Origin of the sequence: Bacillus sp. CECT 9360, from assembly GCF_918741275.1 — a bacterium.
Classification (GTDB): Bacteria; Bacillota; Bacilli; order Bacillales; family DSM-1321; genus Peribacillus.
Window position 1 is genome coordinate 240,947 of sequence record NZ_CAKKNA010000003.1, and the last position, 24,006, is coordinate 264,952.

General features: G+C 43.1%; 20 protein-coding genes. 6 read left to right on the forward strand and 14 right to left on the reverse strand.

The annotated features are described in order from the left end of the window. Positions 1–2 precede the first annotated feature (2 nt). The 3 genes from hisD to LQ216_RS05100 are packed head-to-tail and all read right to left on the reverse strand — an operon-like array spanning position 3 to position 3,102. Entirely contained in the window at positions 3–1,265 is a 1,263-nt protein-coding gene (gene hisD, locus LQ216_RS05090; RefSeq protein ID WP_230127326.1) for a histidinol dehydrogenase, read from the reverse strand. A gap of 15 nt (positions 1,266–1,280) precedes the next feature. After that, on the reverse strand, positions 1,281–1,925 hold the full coding sequence (hisG, locus tag LQ216_RS05095; protein WP_230127329.1) for an ATP phosphoribosyltransferase: 645 nt from the start codon (positions 1,923–1,925) through the stop codon (positions 1,281–1,283). After that, a complete protein-coding gene (locus LQ216_RS05100; RefSeq protein WP_230127331.1) occupies positions 1,918–3,102 on the reverse strand; it encodes an ATP phosphoribosyltransferase regulatory subunit in 1,185 nt (394 codons plus the stop codon). The genes hisG and LQ216_RS05100 overlap by 8 nt, the downstream gene beginning before the upstream one ends. Positions 3,103–3,393: 291 nt before the next feature. Here LQ216_RS05100 and LQ216_RS05105 point away from each other — a divergent pair, with 291 nt between their 5' ends. The 3 genes from LQ216_RS05105 to LQ216_RS05115 all read left to right on the forward strand — a co-directional run bounded on the left by LQ216_RS05105 (position 3,394) and on the right by LQ216_RS05115 (position 5,481). Further along, on the forward strand, positions 3,394–4,401 hold the full coding sequence (locus tag LQ216_RS05105; RefSeq protein ID WP_230127333.1) for a processed acidic surface protein: 1,008 nt from the start codon (positions 3,394–3,396) through the stop codon (positions 4,399–4,401). A 1-nt stretch (position 4,402) separates the two neighbouring features. Beyond that, entirely contained in the window at positions 4,403–5,056 is a 654-nt protein-coding gene (locus LQ216_RS05110) for a class D sortase (RefSeq protein ID WP_230127335.1), read from the forward strand. Positions 5,057–5,337: 281 nt separating this feature from the next. Further along, on the forward strand, positions 5,338–5,481 hold the full coding sequence (locus LQ216_RS05115) for a hypothetical protein (RefSeq protein WP_160118383.1): 144 nt from the start codon (positions 5,338–5,340) through the stop codon (positions 5,479–5,481). 32 nt (positions 5,482–5,513) lie between these two features. On the opposite strand, the gene LQ216_RS05120 is transcribed toward LQ216_RS05115, so the two are convergent. The 5 genes from LQ216_RS05120 to hprK are packed head-to-tail and all read right to left on the reverse strand — an operon-like array spanning position 5,514 to position 9,434. Beyond that, positions 5,514–6,026, reverse strand: coding sequence for an acyltransferase (locus LQ216_RS05120; protein ID WP_230127337.1), 513 nt, complete (start codon positions 6,024–6,026; stop codon positions 5,514–5,516). Beyond that, positions 6,023–6,676 carry a pyrophosphatase PpaX gene (ppaX, locus tag LQ216_RS05125; RefSeq protein ID WP_230127339.1) on the reverse strand — a complete coding sequence of 218 codons (654 nt, stop codon included), beginning with the start codon at positions 6,674–6,676 and terminating at the stop codon, positions 6,023–6,025. The genes LQ216_RS05120 and ppaX overlap by 4 nt, the downstream gene beginning before the upstream one ends. Further along, positions 6,666–7,613 (reverse strand): nucleoside recognition domain-containing protein, encoded by a 948-nt coding sequence (locus LQ216_RS05130; RefSeq protein WP_230127341.1) that lies wholly within the window; start codon positions 7,611–7,613, stop codon positions 6,666–6,668. The genes ppaX and LQ216_RS05130 overlap by 11 nt, the downstream gene beginning before the upstream one ends. A gap of 28 nt (positions 7,614–7,641) precedes the next feature. Continuing rightward, entirely contained in the window at positions 7,642–8,454 is an 813-nt protein-coding gene (gene lgt, locus LQ216_RS05135) for a prolipoprotein diacylglyceryl transferase (RefSeq protein ID WP_230127343.1), read from the reverse strand. Between the two features lie 44 nt (positions 8,455–8,498). Further along, entirely contained in the window at positions 8,499–9,434 is a 936-nt protein-coding gene (gene hprK, locus LQ216_RS05140; protein WP_230127344.1) for an HPr(Ser) kinase/phosphatase, read from the reverse strand. 233 nt (positions 9,435–9,667) lie between these two features. Between hprK and LQ216_RS05145 the strand changes: the two genes are divergently transcribed. Continuing rightward, complete coding sequence (locus LQ216_RS05145; protein ID WP_230127346.1) at positions 9,668–10,342, forward strand: N-acetylmuramoyl-L-alanine amidase; 675 nt, start codon at positions 9,668–9,670, stop codon at positions 10,340–10,342. Between the two features lie 128 nt (positions 10,343–10,470). Here the strand turns inward: LQ216_RS05145 and LQ216_RS05150 are convergent, their stop codons facing one another. The 5 genes from LQ216_RS05150 to LQ216_RS05170 form a co-directional block, all read right to left on the reverse strand. Then, positions 10,471–11,571 carry a DUF4097 domain-containing protein gene (locus LQ216_RS05150; protein ID WP_230127348.1) on the reverse strand — a complete coding sequence of 367 codons (1,101 nt, stop codon included), beginning with the start codon at positions 11,569–11,571 and terminating at the stop codon, positions 10,471–10,473. A 500-nt stretch (positions 11,572–12,071) separates the two neighbouring features. After that, positions 12,072–14,948, reverse strand: coding sequence for an excinuclease ABC subunit UvrA (uvrA, locus tag LQ216_RS05155; protein WP_230127350.1), 2,877 nt, complete (start codon positions 14,946–14,948; stop codon positions 12,072–12,074). A 7-nt stretch (positions 14,949–14,955) separates the two neighbouring features. Further along, positions 14,956–16,935, reverse strand: coding sequence for an excinuclease ABC subunit UvrB (gene uvrB / locus LQ216_RS05160; protein ID WP_230127351.1), 1,980 nt, complete (start codon positions 16,933–16,935; stop codon positions 14,956–14,958). A 235-nt stretch (positions 16,936–17,170) separates the two neighbouring features. Beyond that, a complete protein-coding gene (locus LQ216_RS05165; RefSeq protein ID WP_230127354.1) occupies positions 17,171–17,401 on the reverse strand; it encodes a CsbA family protein in 231 nt (76 codons plus the stop codon). Between the two features lie 183 nt (positions 17,402–17,584). Further along, positions 17,585–19,192 carry a catalase gene (locus LQ216_RS05170; protein WP_290369226.1) on the reverse strand — a complete coding sequence of 536 codons (1,608 nt, stop codon included), beginning with the start codon at positions 19,190–19,192 and terminating at the stop codon, positions 17,585–17,587. A gap of 409 nt (positions 19,193–19,601) precedes the next feature. Here LQ216_RS05170 and LQ216_RS05175 point away from each other — a divergent pair, with 409 nt between their 5' ends. After that, the gene (locus LQ216_RS05175) at positions 19,602–20,891 is read left to right on the forward strand and encodes an N-acetylmuramoyl-L-alanine amidase (protein ID WP_230127356.1); all 1,290 of its coding nucleotides are present in this window, start codon (positions 19,602–19,604) and stop codon (positions 20,889–20,891) included. Between the two features lie 126 nt (positions 20,892–21,017). On the opposite strand, the gene LQ216_RS05180 is transcribed toward LQ216_RS05175, so the two are convergent. After that, the gene (locus tag LQ216_RS05180) at positions 21,018–21,659 is read right to left on the reverse strand and encodes a hypothetical protein (protein ID WP_230127358.1); all 642 of its coding nucleotides are present in this window, start codon (positions 21,657–21,659) and stop codon (positions 21,018–21,020) included. Positions 21,660–22,678: 1,019 nt separating this feature from the next. On the opposite strand from LQ216_RS05180, the gene LQ216_RS05185 reads away from it, so the two are divergent. Continuing rightward, positions 22,679–23,872, forward strand: coding sequence for an MFS transporter (locus LQ216_RS05185; protein WP_230127360.1), 1,194 nt, complete (start codon positions 22,679–22,681; stop codon positions 23,870–23,872). The last annotated feature ends 134 nt before the right edge of the window (positions 23,873–24,006 follow it).

Consider the following 24,006-nt stretch of genomic DNA (forward strand, 5'->3'; position numbering starts at 1 on the left):
CGTTATTTCCTTGCTTCAACGGCCCGGGCGTGAGCCTCAAGGCCTTCCAATCGGGCAAAAGAAGCAATTTTTGCAGAGTTAGCCCTAAACGCTTCTTCACTATACATAATGATGCTTGATTTTTTTTGAAAGTCATCGACGTTCAAAGGACTCGAAAACCTGGCTGTCCCATTCGTCGGGAGCACATGATTCGGTCCGGCAAAGTAATCTCCCACCGGCTCTGTGCTGTATCGCCCAAGAAAAATCGCACCGGCATGGCGGATTTTCGCCATCACTTCCAACGGCTTTACAGTCAAGATTTCCAGATGTTCCGGTGCCAGCCCATTGACCGCATCAATCGCTTCATTCATATCGGCACAGAGAATTATCCGTCCGTAATCGACAATCGCTTGTTCTGCGATTTCCCGGCGCGGAAGCAACTCAAGCTGTCTTTCCACCTCAAGAGAAACTTCCTCTGCTAATTTTTGTGAAGTTGTTACCAATATACTGCATGCCCGCGGGTCATGCTCTGCCTGCGAAAGCAAATCTGCGGCAGCTTCCGAGGCTATCGCTGTCTCATCTGCAAGAACCGTGATCTCGCTGGGACCGGCGATCATATCAATGGCTACGTCGCCAAATACCTCCCGTTTTGCCAGCGCTACATAAATGTTTCCAGGCCCGACAATCTTATCGACCTTCTCAATCGATTCCGTTCCATACGCAAGGGCCGCAACTGCCTGTGCACCGCCTACCTTATAGATCTCTGTGACACCCGCTATTTTTGCAGCAGCGAGTACGGCTGGGGCCAGCTTGCCGTCTTTTCCAGGTGGTGAGACCATGACAATCCGCTTTACTCCGGCAACGAGCGCAGGCATGACATTCATCAAAACAGATGATGGATAAGCAGCCGTCCCCCCGGGAACATAAACTCCGACCGCATCAAGTGGCGTAACCTTTTGGCCGAGCATACTTCCTGTTTCATCCGTCGTCATCCAGGAATTGCGCTGCTGCTTTTGATGGAAGGATTGAATATTCGCAGCCGCTTCACGAATAATTTCGATATATTCTTCGCCAAGTGCCGCCATGCCTTCTTCTAGTTCATGATTGGTAACCCTAAGTCCAGACAATTCTACTCCATCAAAACGCTCCGTATATGTAAACAAAGCCGAATCGCCGTTATTTCTTACCTCTGAAATGATTTCCTGAACGGTCTTCCTTTGCTCTTCTGTACCGGAGTCAACCGATCGTTTCAAGGATATCCCTTCCGTATATCTCTCAATTTTCATACTCTCACCTCCAAGTCATTTATTCTCGGTCAACGATTCAATAACCGGCGTAAGCCGCTCGACAATTTCCGTTATTCGCTGCTCTTTAATCCGGTAGCTCACTGGATTCGCAATCAGTCTAGATGTAACATCCGCGATTCTGGCGTATTCGACTAAACCGTTGTCCCTCAACGTTTGTCCTGTCGATACAATATCGACGATTCGGTCAGCGAGGCCGATTAATGGCGCCAATTCGATGGAACCATTCAATTTAATGATTTCTACCTGCTCCCCCTGTTCACGAAAATAACCGGAGGCCACATTCGGATATTTGCTGGCAATTTTCGGAGCGACATCACTAAGCTTTGTGCCAGGAAGTCCCGCAACCGCTAAGTAACAGGCACTTATTTTCAAATCGAGGAGTTCATATACGTCCCTCTCCTCTTCCAGCATAACATCTTTTCCGGCAATTCCGATGTCCGCCACACCGTGTTCGACATAGGTAACGACATCCATCGGTTTCGCCAGCATGAAGCGGAGGTTTTCCTCCTCTACCTCAAGAATTAATTTCCGGGAATCATCAAACTCCGGAGGCAACCGGAAGTCCGCTTTTCTTAATAACTCTACCGCTTCCTCAAAAATTCTTCCCTTTGGCATCGCAATCGTTAAAAAGCTACTCATTTTCGTTACCTCCTTTGCCAATGAAGTGTTGCACTTTAGAGAATGTGGCGGTAAACGAATCCACATTTTGAACCGCATTTAAATCCTGAATCGTTATTCTTTTTCCTTCAAGACGTCTTTTCTGCGCATAAGCGAGCGCTTCTTTTCGATATTCAGAGGAAAATAGAACGCATTCAATCGGTTCCCCCCCGCTTTTCAATTCTCCTAGTGCTTCGGCCAATTGATCCATCCGGATCGCAAAACCGGTTGCCGGCACATTCCAGCCAAATTTTTGAAGCAGGCTGTCATATCTGCCGCCGTTGCCGATCGGCGATCCGATTTCCGCGGCATACACTTCAAACAGTGTCCCCGTATAATAGCTCATATGGCTGACAAGCGTTAAATCGAAGCTAATATATTGTTCGACGCCAAACTCTTTTAATTGGGCGAGTAATTCTTTTAATTCAAATAAAGTGTTTTTGCCCTTGTCATTTTCAAGGAGCTTCAGGGCACTGTCTATGGACTCCTCTCCGCCTCGGAGCGAAATGAACTGTATCAACCTTTGCTTATCAATAGAAGAAAGCGGAAGGGATTTTACATGTTCCCGGTAGCCCACGTAATTTTTTTCATATAAAAACTTCCGCAAATTTGCGGCTCTTTCTTCATTACCGAGAATGCTGATAAACAATTCCTGCAGAAAGCCTATATGTCCGATAGAAACCTTAAACCCATCCAGTCCAGCTGCCTTCAGCGCTGAGATCAATAAAGAGATAATTTCTGCATCTGCGCTAATTGAATCGTTGCCAATGCATTCAATGCCAATCTGCTCAAATTCTGCCGGCTTACCGCCTTCTCTTTGCTGGGCGCGATAGACATTTTCAGAGTACGCCAGGCGGATCGGAGTTTGCTGCTTTAATAACTTGGAAGCAGCCATTCTCGCGATCGGCGCCGTCATATCGGGACGCAGTACAAGGGTATTTCCCTGCTGATCCAGGAGCTTAAACAATTGAGCATCCAATATCGCCGAAGCCTCCCCAATCGTTTCATAGAACTCCAAGGCAGGCGTTTCAATAAATTGATAGCCCCACCTACTCATTTCCTCGCTCATCTTATTTCGAATGACTGCTTTTGTCTCATATAAAAGCGGAAGAGTGTCTCTCATTCCGAGTGGTTTTTCAAACATAAATGGCTTAGTCACTGCGACACGTCCTTTTTATTTCATTAATAGCTTCTATTTTATTATTTCTCATTGCACAATCTTTTTCCTATTAAAAAGAAAGAATTTTTCAAAACGCTTTAGTTCGCTAATAAAGTGAAGTTATAAAATAGTTTACCTTTGATGACTTTTTCAGTCAAGGGCAGTTACATTCAACAGCCGATTTTACGAGTATATTTTTAAAAAAATTCCAAATATTACTCTATTCCTTTTTCTGTAAATCGATTATAATCTTCTAGTAGATATTATTCATAGAGAACAAGGGGGATTAAGATGAAAAAGTTTTTGATGATTGTTATAAGTAGCGTTATCGTGCTCATGTCCAGTATCCCTGTTTTTGCTGCTGTTTCTGACCAAGAGCTGAATGATTATTTAGCTGGTACTATGACTAAATCAGAGTTCCTAATATATTTAGAAGATTATGATCTTAACTATCAAGATTATGAGTCCATTGATGCGTTGCGTGAAGAAATAGGGGACCCACTTACACGTGCGAATCTTGATATCTATTTAGAAGAAAATGGTATTACAGAGGAAGAACTTACAACCATTTTAATAGAAAGTGGTGAAATAGAAGAAGGCCAAAGTATTTTGGATGCTGAATATTTCCATTTCACTTTCGAGTTGGACTTCTATCTAGAAGAACCCCTTACGGATGAAGATTATGAAACTCTTAAACCAGAGGTCTACGCAGATTTGAAAGAAACCTTGGATGAATTAAGTATCACCCAGGAAGAATTTTATAAATTCTATGATCATGTAAATAATGTTCGTAAAGGAACAGACATTACGAGTGCATTAGAAGAACTGAACCTGCTTGCCGAAGACTTATTATCTGTCGGTGAATTTGAGTCCATTGATGATATTTCAGAAGAAGAGATTGCCGAGATGTTAGCCATCTATGAAGAAATACAACAAATCTTCCAAGTGGAATTTTCATATGCGCTTGTCCAAAATGGCACAGAGACAGATTTATCTCTTCAAGCATTATTGCAGCTGGATGAGTTAAGCAAGGATACTGTATTAAAGGTAAATGTTTACGCTCTTAATACAGGAGAGAAACTTCTGGATTTAATCATCACTCCTGAAATGTTTAATGACGACCTAATAGAAGATGTCGGAGATGACCTCAAGGATGCAACACAAACTGCACCAGTAAAGACAGAAAAAGGCGGCAAGCTTCCGAAAACAGCCGGTGACTATATGGCTGGAATGCTAATGGGACTGCTTCTAATTGGCGGATCCGTTGTATTCATGAAAAAAGCAGGGTCTGTTAAATAAGATGAAAACGAATAAAAAACAGCATTCAAAAAAGAAGACGGCGCTTATTGTTTGTGCAGTATTGCTGTTTTGCGGCGGTTTCTATTTTACGACAACCAACGCTTATACTTTTATTAAAGGGTATGCAATCTATAAGTTTAATAAGCCAGATGTTGCAGCTGAGACCAAGCCACAAAAGAGCGGCACAGTTTCTAGTGAAAAGAAGGATAAAGAAAAAGAAGAAGGCGTTCTTTATCCGGAACGTCCGAAAAAAGGGGATGTGGTAGGAGAGCTTTATATCCCTAAGCTTGAGAAAGGCCTGCCCATCTATCACGGCACAGATGAAGACGAATTGGAAAAAGGGGTTGGCCATTACGCGAAGTCGGTTCTCCCCGGCGAGAAAGACAACTCTGTCTTATCAGGCCACAGAGACACGGTTTTCCGCAAGCTAGGTGAAGTAGGCAAAGGTGACTTACTTGTAGCGAAAACAGAAGCCGGAACGTTTACCTATAAGGTCAGGAAAGTGCGCATTGTAGATGCGGACGACCGGACCGTGATCGTTCCGAAGCCTAAGGCTACGCTGACCGTTACGACCTGTTATCCATTTAACTTCATCGGCGATGCACCAGAACGTTATGTTTTAGTCGCTGATTTATTGAAAACAGAACTGAACTGAATTGCAAAGGCTGCTGAAGCGGCAGTCTTTGCAGATCATTCACCTTTTCGGTGATATATCCTGAATTTCGTTGATATATTTCAAACTTCGGTGATATATTTCTATTTTCGGCGATATATCTCAAATTTCGTTGATATATTTTCAATTTCGGTGATATTTCCTGAATCTCGTTGATATATTTCTATTTTCTGTGATATTCTAATTTTCGTTGATATATGTTTGAAAGACTACCAATCAGGGAAACTATCATTTGTAGCATCGATTATTTTGGAGGAAGAATAATGGACAAACAAAAACAAGAGAGCTTTTTTCAGCTGCTCCAAAGCACATATGAATCTACAGCGAATCGTGATGATGTTTCACTGGAAGATCTAATGACTACATTAAAAGATCAACTATCCATCTTATTTGCTGAAAAAAATTAAGGATTTGCCCAACAAAGGCAAATCCTTTTCTTTTACTCCAATAGTCCCCGCTGTGCTACTTCTTCTTTCGTATAAATCACTCTCATCGGGTTCCCTCCGACAAAAGCTCCTTCCGGCACATCTTTATGAACGAGGGTACCGGCCGACACGATCGCACCGTTGCCAATCGTTACTCCCGGCAGAATCGTTGAATTGGCGCCAATCATCACCTCGTCACCAATGTGGACCTCACCCAGACGATATTCCTTGATTAAATATTCATGCGCCAAAATCGTAGTGTTATATCCAATTACCGAATTCCGCCCGACCGAGATTTTTTCAGGGAACATGACATCCAGCATGACCATGAGTGCAAATGAGGTTTGCTCGCCGACCTTCATCCTCAGAAATGTGCGGTACAGCCAGCTTTTCGTCGCTAAAAATGGCGTATACCGCGCCAGTTGGATCACGATGAAGTTTTTGACAACCTTCCAGAACGGCACTGTTTTATAAACATGCCATAACGAATTTGCCCCCTCGACAAAATGCCTTTCGGTGCGTCTCATTTTCGTGAAGCCTCGGGAATCCGTAATAAGTCGCCCATGTGATCAAGCATATAATCCGGTTCAAAGCCTTCAAGATATTCACGGCCCTTTACTGTCCAAGCCACACCCGCAGTCAGTGTCCCGGCGTTTTTTCCAGCAAGAACATCGTGATGATTATCACCGACCATGATCGCCTCCGATGGAGATGATCCTAAAAGATGTAACGCTTTTAGTACAGGCTCCGGATCCGGTTTGGCGTTCTCAACATCGTCCAACGTGACAATCACTTCAAAGAACTCATCGAGCTTGCTGAGCTTCAGTCCTCTTAATACAACATCGCGTTTCTTTGTCGTAACGATGCCAAGCTTATATCCTTCTTCATGCAAAACCCTTATCGTTTCATACACGCCTTCATATTGTGTAACCATCACATCATGATTTTTAATATTGTGCTCGCGGTAACGGGCAATCATCTCCTCCACCCGTTCTTTGTCGATTGAATGGAAAGTTTCATAGAGAGATGGCCCAATAAACGGCAAGATATCTTCCCGTGTATATTGACCAGGATAATAATAATTCAGTGTTTCCGTGAAAGAAGCAATGATCAAGTCGTTTGTATTAATCAGTGTTCCGTCTAAATCAAAAAGTAATGTTGTAATCTTATTGCCCATAAGTGGCTTCCTTCCTTCTTGTAATATCAGCACGATTCCATAAGAACCCTACCGTTATCGTTAATATTAAAGCAACAGCAAGCCTAATAAGTAATAACGGCAAGACAGGAATGCCCAGGGGAACAAATATCAAGGTATCTTCCACAACGGCATGGCAGGCGACCAAAAAGATAAATGCCAATGTGATATCTTTTTTGCTTACATTGTCTTCTTTAACTGCCTGAATCATCACGCCCGCACCATATGCAAGGCCAATCGTCAAACCGGCCACGAGCGTCATTGAAGCGTTAGGTTTCATTCCAAGAACCCGCATAAATGGGGCGAGCAGCCGTGAAAAGGCATCAAGCCATTTCAAATCTTTCATAATTTGAATAATGACCATAAGCGGAATCACAATGATCGCCAGCTGAAGAATCCCCGCAAGCGCTTTTTCAATCCCGTACAAAACGATAGCTCCAGCACCCTCCAACTCCGGTGCAGCGCTACTTACAAAACCGTACTGTGCTGTTTCGCTCCCGCCGTTCCAGACAAGGTTGATCACAATAGCCGAAATCACCGCAAGGCCGATCCGCACCGCGAGGATCATCCAAAGCTTGACACCGACTTTCATGGCGACGCCGGATTCAATCAGCAAATTGTGGGAAAAAGAAAGCATAACGGCAATGATAAATACTTCTTTCACTGAGAGTTCGAGCGTCAATATTCCAGCAATCCCGGCGTATAGATTCAAGAAATTACCGAGTACAAGCGGGATCGCTGCTTCTCCCGGAAGTCCAAACAGATGCATCAATGGAGCGATGATTGTCGTAATCCAGCCCAGCACGGGTGTATATTGAAGTATTGAAATAATGAGTGTGACGGGGAAAATGACTTTCCCCAGTGTCCATGTCGTATGAAGCCCGGCAAGCAGTCCCTTTTTAACAGATTCCTTCGTCATTTCCCTTCCCCCTTGCCTGCTATATGCTTTATGATTCTAAATATCTCTTATCGGCATAGCCACGCATTCTTCTGACAATTATTAAACCTACCGCGACTACTAGTAAGACAACCGAGATTACCTGTGCGATCCGAAGTGTTTCCGTAAGCATTAAGCTGTCTGTACGAAGGCTCTCGATAAAGAAACGTCCAATAGAATACCAAATGACGTAGCCAAGAAAAAGTTCTCCCTGACGCAGGTTGGCTTTCCTTAATAGAATTAGAATGACAACCCCGACAATATTCCAGACAGATTCATATAAGAAAGTCGGATGATAATAGGCACCGTTTATGTACATTTGATTAATGATGAAATCCGGAAGAAAAAGACCTTCCAAAAACGCTCTGCTGACTTCCCCTCCATGCGCTTCCTGATTCATAAAGTTCCCCCAACGCCCAATTGCCTGCCCTAACAGGATACTTGGCGCCGCAATATCAGCGATTTTCCAAAAAGACAACTTTTTAATCCTGGCAAACACGATGGCGGTCACAACAGAACCAATGAGTGCTCCATGGATAGCAATTCCACCATTCCAAATGGCGATGATTTCCCCGGGATTCTGGCTATAATAATCCCATTCAAATAACACATAATAAATTCTAGCACTGACAATCGCAATAGGAACTGCATATAAAATTAAGTCCACAAACGTGTCCTTGTTGAGCCCTCTTCTTTCTGATTCCCTTACAGCCAGATAAAGCGCAAGCAGCACACCGGTACCGATAATCAAACCATACCAATGTACCTGAAGCGATCCCAATTCAAAGGCAATCGGATTTAAAGGCTTTATTCCTTCTTCCATTCAAACTCCCTCTTTTCGCTCGTTTCTTAATATCGATGTGTAGTTTATAGTTCCTCATGGTCTCCCTCGGCGATGGCATTGTTTAAGCGGCTCGAAAACTGCTCAGCCGCGTTGACGCCCATCCGCTTCAATCGGAAGTTCATCGCTGCAACCTCGATAATAACCGCCAGGTTCCGCCCGGGCCGGACAGGCACAGTCAATTTTGTGATGTCCGTGTCAATAATTTTCATCGTTTCCTCGTCCAGTCCAACCCGGTCGTACTGCTTATTTTTTTCCCATAGTTCAAGGTTGATCACGAGCGATATTTTCTTATTGCTGCGCACCGCCCCCGCCCCGAACAACGTCATGACGTTAATGATCCCAAGGCCACGAATCTCCAGCAGATGCTCAATCAACTCAGGAGCATTGCCAACCAGCGTATCCTGATCTTCCTGCCTGATTTCAACACAGTCATCGGCGACAAGCCGGTGTCCCCTTTTCACCAGTTCAAGAGCGGTCTCACTTTTACCAACGCCGCTTTTCCCGGTAATCAAGACACCCACTCCGTAAATATCAATCAAAACCCCATGTACCGCAGTAGTAGGAGCCAGCTTACTTTCGAGAAAATTTGTCAAGTGACTGAACAATCTGGTTGTCTTCATGTTCGATCTCATGACCGGCACCGATTCACGCTCTGATGCCTGAATCAATTCTACGGGGATATCCTGGCCGCGGGTAATGATAATCCCTGGAGTGATATCACGGCAAAGCTGTTCCATTCTGATCTTTTGTTCCGGTTCACTCAGCTTATCGTAAAAACTCATCTCCGTCATCCCAAGCAACTGAAGTCGTTCAGCCGGATAATAATCGAAAAAGCCGGCAATCTCAAGTCCCGGACGCGACAAATCACTGGTCACAATTGGTCTGTTGACCCCCTCTTCCCCGCTGATCAATTCTAAATGAAATGTATCGATGACATCTTTTACGCGTACTTTAGCCATTTATGTAATTCCTCCCATTGGAGTTGATTGTAAAGTTCCTTCTCTATTTTAGCATTTTTTGTGAAAGAACCAAATAAAGCAGTTCAAAAAACATTCTGACAAGATATACCTTACATATTCTAATAAGCCCTATATGAACATTTCTTAATAAAGACGCTACTTATTACGCATTCATTTATATGATATGGACGAGACAACGCTTTACAACAATTTTATGGAAAGGAGGAACGATAATGAAAATTATGCTAGATTCGGGCCACGGTTATCAGACGCCTGGAAAACGCACACCCGATGGGATGCGGGAGTATGAATTTAATCGCGCCGTCGCGTCCGAAGCTAAATCTTTGCTGGACAAGTATGCAGAAGTTACGGTCTACTTTGCTCATTCCGATCGCGAGGACATTCCCCTTCGCCGAAGAACCGACCAGGCAAATGCGCTAAAAGCTGATGTGTATATTTCCATTCATGCAAACGCATTTGGAAATGGCTCTTGGAACGATGCAGGCGGAATCGAGACGTTCGTGTACGAAACAAAACCGAAAGAGTCCTTTTCTCTCGCGAAAAAAATTCAAAATAATATGACAGACTTGACTGGCCTTTTAGACCGCGGTGTGAAAACAGGCAATTTCCATGTTCTTCGCGAAACAAAATGTCCTGCTGTTCTTGTCGAATGCGGCTTTATGACAAACCGCCATGAAGCGTCTCTCCTCCGTTCCGAAGATTATCGGAAGCTCTGCGCGAAAGCGATTGTCAAGAGCATTGTTCAGCATTTCCGACCTGAACTTTCCGAAAATCAAGGGAATACGCCCATTTACCGTGTTCAGACAGGTGCATTCAAGAGCAAGAGTAATGCCGAAGAACTTGTAAAAAGATTAAAAGCGGCTGGCTTTGAGAGCACGATTATCTAGAAAAAAAGTCCGGCAAAGCAGTTTCCCTTTGCCGGACTTGCCCTGGATGGGCTGGCATCGACGTAAGACATATCGATGTGGCAGGTCTTAGTCGATGTTCCTTACTTCCAGGGCTTGCGTTTTCTAATTTAGTTGATTGTTATAGAACCTGTCTTGGTATCAGCAAAAATATGCAGTGCCGGTTCATCGGGACGTGAAGTTTTAAACGTAAGCACCTTTTGGACCACTTCATTTTTTTCTTCTACAACTTCAATACCCGGAAGGTTCACATGCAAACTGCCGATATTGGACTTTAACTCTCCATGAACAGCCGTACCTGACTCCAGGTTCACGTATATTTTTCCGGTTACGGTTTTTGCATGAATATAGTCTCCCTGACGGCCTGGAAAGTCGCAGGATATATCACCTGAAAAAGATTGGGCATCTATTTTATTAAAATAACCATCAGTAACAATCGAACCGTTAAGTGTCTCAGCCTCGATTTTTTCTAAATGTGCATGTTCAACCGTAATTGCCCCGTTACCGGTTTCAAACTCGGCTTTTTCACCGGAAAGCTGGTTGAAAGTAATCGTTCCATTAGCTGTTTTTGCCTTCATTTTTTCAAACTGCAGATTTTTTCCGCTTATAGAACCATTGAATATCCTTATACTCACTTGGTCATAATGGGATTTCGGTACATAGATATTCGCTTCGATCTTCATTGACTTTTGTCTTGCAGCGAATTGAAAGCTATATTCGTTTGCTAAAAAAAGGACATCCCGCAAAAAGATGCTTCTCGCTTCATCCTGATTGTTTACCCTGTATATTTTCGCTTGGCATTCTACCCGCAAATCCTGCTGATCCCAAGGGATAAGATTAACTTTTCCGTTTGCTATTTCAATGTTGATTTCTTTAAAGAAGGTCTGATTTTGCTGGAATATATGGGCAATGTCTATGGAAGCTCCAAAGTTAAAATCCAAATCGGCTTCCTTCATTTTTTTGATGGCGCTATCGATAAAATCGATGACTTTGTCTTTTGAAGAGTGGATTTTTTTCTGAAAGGAATCATGAGATTTTTCGTCAGATTCTTCAAACTTAGTTACTGTTGCAAGCTCATGTACAAGGCTTTCTTCTTTTTTTCCGCTTTCCTGTTCGGCTTTATCCAATTCTGCCAGCAGAGCCAACGCGTCATCAGCTGATAATTTCCCTTCCTGAACTAATTTCAAAATCCGTTTCTTTTCCTCCTGCATTTACTTCCCCACCTTTACTATAAGTAAAAAAATGAATTCACTTATAATGTTTACGCTACCAGTTGCAAAAAGTTTCATATTGAATTTGTTTTATCATTGTATCAGGTAATTCGACAGTCGTGTCTCGACAACTTACTTCCGGGAATACATCCGAATTTCCCCGGAAATATTATCTTTCATATCGTTTCAATCAAACGATTGATTAAGAACCTAAGAGACATGAACAGACAGAAAACTCGTCGATTGACGAGCCGCAAGGCGGAAATTAGACGAAGTTGAGGCTCACAGGACAAGGAATTCTACGACAACGATGCATCACTAGCGCAGGATGCGCTGGCGTCGGTGTAAGACATAAGGACGTAGCAGGTTTTAGCCGACGTTTCGCCTTTCCTTGACAGCTTTTCGAGGATGTGGGTCACACAGGCGAAGACATAAGGACGTGGTGCACTTAGTCTGTGTTCGGCTTTCTGCCAAAAATAAAGCAAGCCCCATGGCTTGCTCTACTTTACATGTTCATGTTCTTTTTCTTCAATCCATTTTTCCATACGAATCTGGTCACGGGTTAAAACTGATTTTAGATATTTGCCTGTATATGATTCTTCTACCTTAATGATTTTCTCTGGTGTTCCCATTGCCACAATCGTTCCGCCTTTATCCCCACCTTCAGGACCAAGATCGACAATATAATCCGCTGCTTTAATCACATCGAGATTATGTTCGATCACAAGAACGGTATCGCCATTCTCGACAAGCCGTTGTAAAACAATCAACAGTCTGGAAATATCATCGACATGCAGCCCGGTCGTCGGTTCGTCCAAGATATAAAAGGAACGGCCATTTGATCGTTTATGCAACTCCGAAGCAAGCTTCACACGCTGAGCTTCTCCTCCGGAAAGCGTCGTAGCCGGCTGCCCAAGTGTAATGTATCCAAGACCGACATCATAAATCGTTTGTAGCTTCCTTCTGATTTTCGGAATATTTTCAAAGAATGGAAGAGCGTCTTCCACCGTCATTTCAAGAATTTCAGAAATATTTTTGCCTTTATATTTAACTTCCAGCGTCTCGCGGTTATAACGCTTTCCATGACAAACTTCACATGGAACGTAAACGTCAGGAAGAAAATGCATTTCAATCTTAATAATTCCATCGCCACGGCATGCTTCACAGCGGCCGCCTTTCACGTTAAAGCTAAAGCGTCCTTTTTTATAGCCGCGAATTTTCGCTTCGTTTGTGGAGGCATAGACATCACGCATATCATCGAAAACACCTATATAAGTAGCCGGATTGGAACGCGGTGTCCTGCCTATTGGCGATTGGTCTATATCGATGACCTTTTCAAGATGTTCAATGCCTTTAATCTCTTTAAACTGTCCTGGCTTTGCCTTTGCACGGTTCAGCTTTTGGGCAAGCGTCTTATGAAGGATTTCATTAACCAAGGTACTCTTACCCGAACCTGAAACACCAGTAACGGCTATAAAGTTACCAAGCGGGAATTTAACGTTAACATTCTTTAAGTTATTTTCATTTGCACCTTTAATTTCGACAAACCTTCCGTCGCTCTTGCGGCGCTCAAGTGGAAGTGGAATGAATTTCTTCCCTGATAGATATTGTCCCGTTATCGAGTTCGGATCTTCCATTACATGTTCAGGAGTTCCGGCGGAAATGATTTCTCCCCCATGCACACCCGCACCAGGACCGACATCAATAAGATAGTCGGCAGCCATCATCGTATCCTCATCATGTTCAACCACAATCAGAGTATTGCCGATATCGCGCATATTCTTTAACGTATCAATCAGCCGGTCGTTATCCCGTTGATGAAGGCCGATTGAAGGCTCATCGAGGATATAAAGAACTCCGGTCAGGCGGGAGCCGATCTGGGTGGCAAGGCGAATACGCTGAGCCTCCCCGCCGGAAAGTGTGCCTGCCGCACGGCTTAACGATAAATATTCAAGCCCTACATTCGAGAGGAAACCCAAGCGTTCTTCAATTTCCCGCAAAATCAGATTCGAAATTTTTCTTTCCTTTTCCGTTAACTCAAGATTATTATAAAAATCCAAAGCCTCTTTAATGGAAAGTGAAGTGGTCTGGCTAATATGCTTCCCTTGAATCAAGACAGCAAGACTTTCACGCTTCAGTCTGTATCCCTTACAGGTTTGGCAATCATGCTCAGCCATGTATTTCCCCATCTGCTCCCTAGTCCAATCAGAGCTCGTTTCCTTGTAACGGCGTTCTACATTTTTTAAGATGCCTTCAAATTGAAGATAATTTTCCCGGACCTGTCCAAAATCATTTTCATACCTGAAGTAGATTTTATCTTTTTTGGAACCGTATAATATTTTATCCAGAGCTGCTTCGGACATATCTTTAACCGGGACATCCATATCAATGCCAAAATGATTCGCGATCGCTTCGAGCAATTGCGGATAATACTGTGAGCTGGTCGGCTCCCATGGAGCAATTGCATGCTGGCGAAGGGTAAGACTCCTGTCCGGAATCACAAGTTCTATGTCTACCTCGAGTTTAGAACCAAGGCCGTCACAGTCGGTGCAAGCCCCAAAAGGACTGTTAAAAGAAAACATTCTCGGCTCAAGCTCTCCAATTGAAAAACCGCAGTATGGACAGGCGTGATGTTCACTGAAAAGAAGCTCTTCCTCACCGTTCACATCGATAATCACTTTCCCCTCGCCCAGCTTCAATGAATTTTCCAATGAATCGGCAAGACGCGCAGAAACACCCTCCTTTACAACGATTCGGTCGATGATCACCTCTATTGAATGCTTTTTATTCTTTTCAAGGTTGATTTCATCGCCTAGATCATGAATTTCTCCATTAATTCGAGCCCTGACATACCCTTGTTTCTTAATATCCTCAAGGACCTTAGCATGAGTGCCTTTTCTGCCGGATACCAGCGGAGCAAGTACTTGCAGCTTGGTGCGTTCAGGATATTCCATAATTCTGTCAACCATTTGCTCAATGGTTTGCGATGTGATTTCTATATGATGAATCGGGCATGTCGGCCGGCCAACACGCGCGTACAATAAACGTAAATAATCATAAATCTCCGTTACGGTTCCCACAGTAGAACGAGGATTCCGGCTCGTCGTTTTCTGGTCGATTGAAATCGCTGGCGATAAACCTTCAATCGAATCGACATCCGGTTTGTCCATTTGCCCCAGAAATTGGCGGGCGTAAGCAGACAACGACTCCACATAGCGTCGCTGCCCTTCCGCATATATCGTATCAAAAGCTAAAGACGATTTGCCAGAACCTGATAACCCTGTCAGAACGACCAGCTTATCTCTAGGAATGGTGACATCAATATTTTTTAGGTTATGCGCTCTGGCGCCTTTAACGATGAGTTTATCCATTACCATTGTCTCGTCATCCTTCCGCTTTTAACTCTAGCAGCAAATCACGAAGCTCTGCGGCGCGTTCGAAATCCAATGCTTTCGCCGCTTGCTTCATCTCTTTTTCCATACTAGCAATCATCTTCTCGCGTTCTTTTTTCGTCATATTAGCAAGGCTTGGTGCAGGATTATATTGTTCCTGTTCTTCCGCGGCATGGGTAGCCCTGATTCCTTCCCTAATATCCTTTTGGATCGTTTGTGGAACAATGCCATGCTCTTTATTGTGTTTCTCCTGTATCTCCCGGCGCCGTTTTGTTTCACTTATCGCCAGTTCCATCGAGTTCGTTATTCGGTCTGCATACATGATGACACGGCCATTTTCGTTCCGGGCAGCACGACCGATCGTCTGAATCAATGACCGCTCTGAGCGAAGGAAACCTTCCTTATCAGCATCCAAAATCGTAACTAGGGAAACCTCCGGGATATCCAATCCTTCCCTGAGCAGGTTGATTCCCACCAAAACATCATACTTCCCCATCCTGAGCTCGCGGATGATTTCAATCCGATCTAATGTCTTTACCTCAGAATGCAGATATTGAACTTTAATGCCGATTTCTTTTAAATAATCGGTCAGGTCTTCGGACATTTTCTTGGTTAAAGTCGTAACAAGCACGCGCTCATTCTTTTTAACCCGCTCCTGGATTTCGCCGATTAAATCATCAATCTGCCCTTCAATGGGGCGGACATCAATAATTGGATCCAATAAACCGGTAGGCCTGATGATCTGTTCAACCATCTCAGGGGAATGATCAATTTCATAAGGTCCTGGAGTCGCGGAAACATATACAGCTTGACCCACTTTTTTCTCAAACTCTTCAAATCTGAGCGGCCTGTTATCCATCGCGGAAGGCAAACGGAAGCCGTGATCAACAAGCACCTGCTTGCGGGCTTGGTCTCCATTGAACATCCCGCGTATTTGTGGAAGCGATACGTGCGACTCGTCCACGACAAGTAGGAAGTCTTCTGGAAAATAGTCCAACAGCGTATAAGGTGTCGAACCGGAAGGCCTTAATGTAAGATGGCGGGAATAGTTTTCAATGCCTGAACAAAAACCCATTTCGCTCATCATTTCAAGATCATATCTCGTTCTTTGTTCAATACGCTGGGCCTCAAGGAGCTTTTCGTCTTCCCGAAGATCGACTAAACGTTCTTCTAGTTCTTTTTCGATATTGGCAATTGCCAATTTCATTTTTTCTTCCCTGGTAACAAAGTGGGACGCCGGGAAAATCGCAATATGATCCCGCTCACCGATAATTTCTCCTGTCAGTGCATCCACTTCACGAATCCGGTCGATTTCATCGCCAAAGAATTCAACCCTCATGCAATGTTCATCACGTGAAGCAGGGAAGATTTCGACTACATCTCCTCGTACACGGAATGTCCCGCGTTGGAAGGCAATATCATTTCTTTCATATTGGATGTCGACCAGGCGATGCAGCAGCGTGTTTCTGTCCATTTCCATGCCGGTGCGGAGTGAAACGACCATCTCTCGGTACTCTTCCGGAGAACCGAGACCATAAATGCAGGATACACTGGCAATAATGATGACATCCTTGCGTTCGAATAAGGACGAAGTGGCTGAGTGCCGTAGCTTATCAATTTCATCATTGATGCTCGCGTCCTTTTCAATGAATGTGTCTGTAGATGGCACATACGCTTCCGGTTGGTAATAGTCATAATAGCTGACAAAGTATTCAACGGCGTTATTTGGGAAAAATTCTTTAAATTCACTGTACAGCTGGCCGGCCAGCGTTTTATTGTGGGCAATGACAAGCGTCGGCTTGTTCACTTCCTTTATAACATTCGACATAGTGAACGTTTTGCCCGTACCCGTCGCCCCAAGTAATGTCTGATGTTTTTTTCCTTTATTTAAACCATCAAGGATCTGCCGGATCGCTTCCGGCTGATCTCCTTGAGGTGAATATTTTGAGACTAGCTCAAATACGTCCTTCACTTGGTTAACCTCCCATCGTCTTTACCATATAACTTTATCTCTATTAAAAGAAGAAGGATCTTCTAGAATCCCTCTCTGCCTGTATCTATATATTTATAGCCATTTTCTTGACTTTCATATACACATTCTACCACATAGTCACAAAAACAAACCAGTAAAAAGCGAACATTTATTCGTTTTTCTTTCGACATTGGCTCATTCATTGAAGATAGGTTTCATAAAAAAAAGCACCTTACTAGGCGCTTGACGCGTTTTTCTCAATCATTCTTGAGGATAACCAAAAGCCAACAGTCAGTGAAAATGCGTCTATGATAATTAGCCACCACTCGTGCGTATACCCCTTATACGCAGATGCCGCAATTAATGCGACTGTCAACGCAAGGCCAATGACGCGATTATAGGTCACTCTGGTAAACAGCATAACGAGCAGAGCCGGAAGTATGAGTGCAGATAGTAGCTTAATCATTTCTCTATCTCCCTTCAGAGAACCAATCATATGAACTGAATATATCAAAAGGTAAAAACAGAACATACTTATTTTAACGGATTATTGCTTTTTTTGCCAGTAAATTGACCGACATATTTATGTATAAAAGGACCTTGCCAACCGTTACCGGAGTCAAGGTCCTTGCACTTTCAACCATTAAACTTAATAAGGATCCTGGGAGTGGCCTTTTTCTTCCGCTTTTCGAGGTGCGTCCTCCGCTCCTTCAAAGCCTATCGGTTCCCGGCTTGAAGTGTTAGCCGGATCAGCATGTCGCAGCCCTTCTTCCACTCTTCTTCCATAATCCTCATCGCACTTATAAAACATTTCGATCATTTTCGTTTTAATTCTTTCATCACACGGTGTCAACGTATTCACAAGGTTTGTGATCAATTCGTCTCTTTCCCAATCTTCAAAGTGTCTGTATGTCTCACCAGCTTGTCCAAAGTTGTTTTCGCGATCGATGCTTTCCTTAACAAGATTCCCTTCAATATGAGGCGTATGCGGCTTGCCACCTTCTTTTGCTTCTTTCAAGCCGTCAAGTGTTGATGGCTCATAGTTGATATGCGGATTGTGGTCTTCTCCGAGATCCACTTTATATTGCATCTGGCCCCCTCGTTGGTTGGTAGCCACACGTTTCTTTGGTGCATTGATCGGCAGCTGCAAATAGTTAGGTCCCACCCGGTAGCGCTGGGTATCAGAATAAGAGAATGTTCTTCCCTGGAGCATCTTATCATCAGAGAAATCCATTCCATCTACTAATACACCTGTCCCAAATGCTGCCTGCTCGACTTCAGTGAAGTAATCTTTCGGATTTCTATCCAGCACCATTTTCCCGACAGGTTTCCAAGGGAACTTATCTTCCGGCCACAGCTTTGTATCATCAAGCGGATCGAAATCCAATTCAGGATGCTCATCATCACTCATGATTTGTACAAGCAGCTCCCATTCCGGATAGTCGCCTTTTTCAATTGCTTCATATAAATCCTGGGTGGCGTGGTTGAAGTTTTTCGCCTGGATTTCTTCGGCGTCCTTCTGGGTCAAGTTTTTAATGCCTTGCTTCGGTTCCCAGTGATATTTTACAAGCACTGCTTTTCCTTCCTCATTGACCCAGCGGTACGTGTTTACTCCCGAACCCTGCATTTGCCGGTAATTGGACGGAATGCCCCACGGCGAGAAAAGGAAAGTAATCATGTGCATCGTTTCAGGGGAATTGGAAACAAAATCAAACTGCCTTTCTCCATCCTGGAGGTTCGTTACGGGATCCGGCTTAAAGGCATGAATAAAATCCGGAAACTTAATCGCATCACGGATAAAGAAAATTTTTAGATTGTTCCCTACTAAATCCCAGTTTCCGTCTTCTGTATAAAACTTGACTGCAAATCCGCGCGGGTCACGCAAGGTCTCCGGGGAATGCGTTCCATGAATAACTGTTGAGAAACGGACAAATAAAGGTGTTTTCTTGCCTTCTTCCTGAAAAAGCTTTGCGCGGGTATATGTTGACGGATGCTCATCCCCTACCTTTCCGTATGCTTCAAAGTACCCGTGAGCCCCTGCTCCTCTCCCGTGAACGACACGCTCAGGAATCCTTTCCCGGTCAAAATGACTGATCTTTTCAATAAAATCATAATTTTCTAACGTAGCGGGCCCTCTGTTGCCGACTGTTCGCATATTCTGGTTGTTTGAAACCGGATGACCCTGGCGGTTTGTTAAGGTTTCATCGGTTTCGCGCTCAGACTTTTTTTGGTTGTTGGATGATGGATCTTTTTCCACTTTTTCTCCTCCTTTTAGGTGATGTAGATACACTTACTACTTTTCCCTTATTTATATAAAAAATTCCAATTTTTTAAATGGAATTTAAAATAGGAAATAGGGAGCATTAAATTTCTTTTAAAGAAAAATAGACCTAAATTAAAAAACTATAAACCTAGTAAAATAATCCTATATTTCTACAAAATACTTAAAAATACGACAAGTAATCCGATAATTTCTATGTAACTTAAGGATCATACGCTAAAAAATAAGACAAAAGATTCTGGTTTTATTTGTCAAAATTCGACATATGAAATTTGTATCATTTTACTAAGTTTGTCTGATTTTTCAGTAGCTTTAAGTTATAGTATTTATGGAAGATGTCGTATATTGCTGTATTTGGAAAAAATTAAGGAAAGGGGGCGACAACATGACAAAGAGATTCGGAGCTCTCTTACTAGCTACCACACTCTTAATATCGTTATTCACTATCTCTGTTCCTCTGAATCAAGTATTTGCCTCTACAACGGCAAAAGTAAATGCAACTACTCTCAACATTCGGGAGAAGCCGACCACGTCGTCCAAGGTTATCGGGAAATACAAAAAAGGGCAGACGATTACCATCACACAACAACAAAATGGATGGTCCAAGGTTCCTGTCGGTAAAAAAACCGGTTGGGTATCCTCAAAATACGTCACGGTGATAAAGCCAACTGCATCTAAAGCAGCTGTCTCCACCGGTACCAAGTATTATGTGACAGCCACTACCTTAAATATTCGGAAATCACCAAGCACTTCTGCTGCTCGGGTTGATTTAGTGAAGAAAAATGCGGCGGTCACATTGTACGAAAAGAAAGGCTCATGGGGAAGGGTAAAGACGGCATCCGGCAAAATTGGATGGGCTTCACTTTCCTACCTTACAACGAAGGCACCTGTTGCACCTAAGCCTGCATCTAAACAGCCGGTTATTACTCCTTCTGGTAAATCGTATGTAGTTATTAGACAAAACAGTGTCAATATCCGGAAAAGTGCATCTACTTCTGCAGCTATCGTAGATAAAGTAAACCGAGGAACTAAACTTGAAAAGATTTCTACAGATAACGGATGGGTACAGGTCAAAACCAGTTCCGGACAAACAGGATGGGTAGCGAACTGGCTTGCTACTACAGCGGGTATAGGCGTTAGAGACAAAGTGATCGTTCTTGATCCTGGCCATGGAGGTACTGATCCTGGTGCCGTTGGAAGAACGCACAATGAAAAAACCATCAACTTGTCGACTGCCAATGAACTAAAGGCACTGCTTGAAAATGCCGGTGCAAAGGTCATCATGACCCGCACCTCTAATACGAGTCGCAAATTAGAGCTCAGTGAACGTGTCGCAATCAGCCATAAATACAAGCCGGATGTTTTCATCAGCATTCATTACAATTCCGGCGGAAATGCAACTGGAATAGATACCTTCTATGACACGAAATATGGCAATGAAAAAGAACTTGCTAGCAGTATTCAGAGTGAGCTTATCAAGAGTACTGGAAAGAAAAATCGGGGCGTGAAACCAGCGGAATTCTACGTTGTGAAATACAACGAAATGCCTTCCGTTCTTGTGGAGCTTGGCTTCATTTCAAACCCGACAGAAGAAAAAGAAATTGCCACAAAAGCCTACCAGCAAAAAGCTGCACGAGGCATTTATAACGGATTAACAAAATTTTTTAATCTATAAGAATATGAAAGAAACCTTCAACCTAGGGACCATTTCCCGAGATGAAGGTTTCTTTTTATTTAGGCAAAAAGCGTGGTATTCCCAGAACTTATTTGAACAAAAATCAAGAGTTATATAATGAATCCTTTATTTATGAGCAATAGTTTCCATAATCGTTGTTTTTTCACGCAACCGCTCGAGATTGCTCCTGAAATAATGAAACGATCGTTGAAAAATAGGGCTCTGAATGAAAGTATAAAGAAAGCTGACAACGAATACAGGACCGCCCAAAATGAAACCGATGACCAACACTACGCTTTCAACAATGATTCTTGCCTTGCTAACGGAAAGGCCGGTCTTATCTGAAATCGAAAGCATAAACCCGTCTCTCGGACCTGCACCAGCCCCGGAAGCGACATACAAACCTCCACCCGTACCTGCAAGCATTATGCCCCCAAAAATAATCAGATAATCAAGCCACGAATGCGTCGCCTTTGGCAGCATATCCGTCCATAGAAAAAAATCCATGATCGGACCAATCAGTAAAGCATTCAGAAAGGTTCCTAGACTAATATATTTCCGGTCCATGACAAGCGTGATCATCACAAGGAAAAAACCGCATAAGACTGACCAAGTTCCGATTGTGAAGCCAAATCTTTCAAACAAGGCGACATTCAATACCTCCCATGGATGGAGACCGAGAAATTGCACCTCTACAGCAATTGCATTCCCTAATCCAAAAAGGATTAATCCACCAAAAAACATAACCCACTTTACAAAGACATACATCCTCTTGCCCCCGCTGTTCTGTTTTAAAAAAATAATAAAACAAATATAACACATTATGCTTTGTTGTTTAATCCCTGCTTTGCGTAAACTTACCAATTACTAATGTTTCATTGTGAATCGAAGAAAGCCAACTACTTTAGCTGGGGGAGTATTAGCTCAACTTATCTCAGCTTTTTGCAGTCGGTCTGTTTCTTGAGAAACTGATGAAGGGGTTACTTAACGACTTATTGGGAGACCAACAGCTTTGTAGCTCACCTCGATTGCGATATACGCCAGTATCGCTATCTCTGTATTGTGGCGCTGGATCGGCTATGGTGTGGCGGCAACCATCATACTCGGCGGTTTGGCATTAGCGGTAAGAATTTTGCGGCAATATTTGTAAAAGCTGGGGAAATAGATTGAAAAAAACGACTGTGAATAAGAAATCGGAATCAAATTGGGCTCGATGATCTGAGTTTGTGTTCGAAGATATGAATTTGCGGTCGATGATCTGAGTTTCTGCTCGATAATTTGAATTTGTGCTCGATTTCCTGAATTTGTGCTCGTTAATCTGAATTTCTGCTCGATTTCCTGAATTTGTGCTCGTTAATCTGAATTTCTGCTCGATTTCCTGAATTTGTGCTCGTTAATCTGAATTTCTGCTCGATTATTTAAATTTGTGCTCGTTAATCCAGATTTCTGCTCGATGACCCTAATTTCTGCTTGATGACCTGAACTTCTGCTCGATGATCCTAACCGAATTTCCGCTCGACTATCTTTCTCATTACAAGGATAGACCTACTATTTAATATCATGATAAAGCTAGAGCCCGTCAGTTTAGGCCGGTTCTTTTTTTGGATTATACAAATATAAGTCCGGGACCATTTGATTGACTTCCTATTTTTGTATGACGTACAATGAGCAAATCATCTATACGGCCATTTCGTGGTCAAACAATTGAGAATTTTAGTATTAGTATCATGAAACGGCGGATACTAACTGCCAAAGAAAGTTTAAATAAAATGAATGAGGTATACATAATGCGGCTCCCATCAAAAAAGAAAAACCTGTCACTAATTTTATTATTAAGTAACCTATTTATCGCGTTTTTGGGAATTGGCTTAGTTGTCCCGATTATGCCTTCTTATATGAGAGCCTTGAATTTATCCGGCGAAATCATGGGGTACCTGGTGGCAGCTTTTGCCTTTGCTCAATTGGTCGTTTCGCCGATTGCCGGTGTTTGGGTTGATAAATTCGGAAGAAAAAAGCTGATTGTTTCGGGTCTATTCATTTTCGCTTTTTCGGAGCTGCTTTTCGGGTTAGGGAATCATGTTTCGGTTCTTTTTTTATCGAGAATTCTAGGTGGAATTGGTGCCGCGTTCATTACGCCAGCAGTTACCGCGTTTGTGGCAGATATAACCTCGCTTGAGGAAAGACCTAAAGCTCTCGGGTATGTCTCGGCCGCAATAAGCGCGGGCTTCATAATCGGGCCAGGGGTCGGCGGATTCATTGCTGATTTAGGTGTACGGGCTCCATTCTTCTTTGCTGCCGGCATTGCGCTTGTAGCTGCTATCTTCTCTTTAATCCTTCTGAAAGAGCCTTTATCGAAAGAACAATTAGCTGAAAATGGAAACACTAAAGTCAGGATAAGTTTTACGGGAGAGTTAAAAAAATCGTTTCACCCTTTATATTTTATCCCATTAATCATCGTCTTTGTTCTTGCTTTCGGATTAGCCGCCTATGAAACCATGTTCGGACTTTTTGTAGATGAGAAATTTGGTTTCACTCCGAAGGATATATCCATACTTATTACAGTAGGCGCGATTTTTGGGGTCATTGCACAGGTAGTCATATTTGGAAAGCTCGTTGAAAAAATAGGCGAGAAAAGACTCATTCAAATCACTCTTCTGGTAGCTGCCATCTTTATATCGCTCTCGGTGTTCATCAGTGGCTATTGGGTAGTTATGATCGTAACCTTTATTGTTTTTTTAGCTTGTGACTTACTACGCCCTGCATTAACAACCCTGCTTTCAAAGCTGGCAGGAGACGAGCAAGGCTTCGTCGCGGGAATGAACTCCACCTACACAAGCCTGGGAAATATCATCGGGCCCGCTTTAGCAGGGATCCTCTTTGACTTGAATATCAACTTGCCTTATATCTTTGCCTCAATTGTTCTCATGGCTGGATTTATCATGACCACAATATGGAGAGGGCAACAAAAAGTGGAAGCATAAATAAGAAAGTATAGCAGACACCATCCGGTTTTCGGATAATCCCCGCTGTTTTCGCTACCCTTTTGAGGAAATGGTTATTTTAGACATCTATAACCGAACAATGGGAAAATGGCTTTAATTACTTTTATCTTGCT

Bases quoted from the DNA above. Each gene is read 5' to 3' on its own strand.
- LQ216_RS05175 (WP_230127356.1), top strand. From the start codon at position 19,602: ATGACAAAGAGATTCGGAGCTCTCTTACTAGCTACCACACTCTTAATA.
- ppaX (WP_230127339.1), bottom strand. From the start codon at position 6,676: ATGGGCAATAAGATTACAACATTACTTTTTGATTTAGACGGAACACTG.
- LQ216_RS05110 (WP_230127335.1), top strand. From the start codon at position 4,403: ATGAAAACGAATAAAAAACAGCATTCAAAAAAGAAGACGGCGCTTATT.
- LQ216_RS05145 (WP_230127346.1), top strand. From the start codon at position 9,668: ATGAAAATTATGCTAGATTCGGGCCACGGTTATCAGACGCCTGGAAAA.
- LQ216_RS05180 (WP_230127358.1), bottom strand. From the start codon at position 21,659: ATGTATGTCTTTGTAAAGTGGGTTATGTTTTTTGGTGGATTAATCCTT.
- hisG (WP_230127329.1), bottom strand. From the start codon at position 1,925: ATGAGTAGCTTTTTAACGATTGCGATGCCAAAGGGAAGAATTTTTGAG.
- lgt (WP_230127343.1), bottom strand. From the start codon at position 8,454: ATGGAAGAAGGAATAAAGCCTTTAAATCCGATTGCCTTTGAATTGGGA.
- LQ216_RS05185 (WP_230127360.1), top strand. From the start codon at position 22,679: ATGCGGCTCCCATCAAAAAAGAAAAACCTGTCACTAATTTTATTATTA.
- LQ216_RS05165 (WP_230127354.1), bottom strand. From the start codon at position 17,401: ATGATTAAGCTACTATCTGCACTCATACTTCCGGCTCTGCTCGTTATG.
- hprK (WP_230127344.1), bottom strand. From the start codon at position 9,434: ATGGCTAAAGTACGCGTAAAAGATGTCATCGATACATTTCATTTAGAA.
- LQ216_RS05105 (WP_230127333.1), top strand. From the start codon at position 3,394: ATGAAAAAGTTTTTGATGATTGTTATAAGTAGCGTTATCGTGCTCATG.
- LQ216_RS05120 (WP_230127337.1), bottom strand. From the start codon at position 6,026: ATGAGACGCACCGAAAGGCATTTTGTCGAGGGGGCAAATTCGTTATGG.
- uvrA (WP_230127350.1), bottom strand. From the start codon at position 14,948: ATGGTAATGGATAAACTCATCGTTAAAGGCGCCAGAGCGCATAACCTA.
- LQ216_RS05130 (WP_230127341.1), bottom strand. From the start codon at position 7,613: ATGACGAAGGAATCTGTTAAAAAGGGACTGCTTGCCGGGCTTCATACG.
- hisD (WP_230127326.1), bottom strand. From the start codon at position 1,265: ATGAAAATTGAGAGATATACGGAAGGGATATCCTTGAAACGATCGGTT.
- LQ216_RS05115 (WP_160118383.1), top strand. From the start codon at position 5,338: ATGGACAAACAAAAACAAGAGAGCTTTTTTCAGCTGCTCCAAAGCACA.
- LQ216_RS05150 (WP_230127348.1), bottom strand. From the start codon at position 11,571: ATGCAGGAGGAAAAGAAACGGATTTTGAAATTAGTTCAGGAAGGGAAA.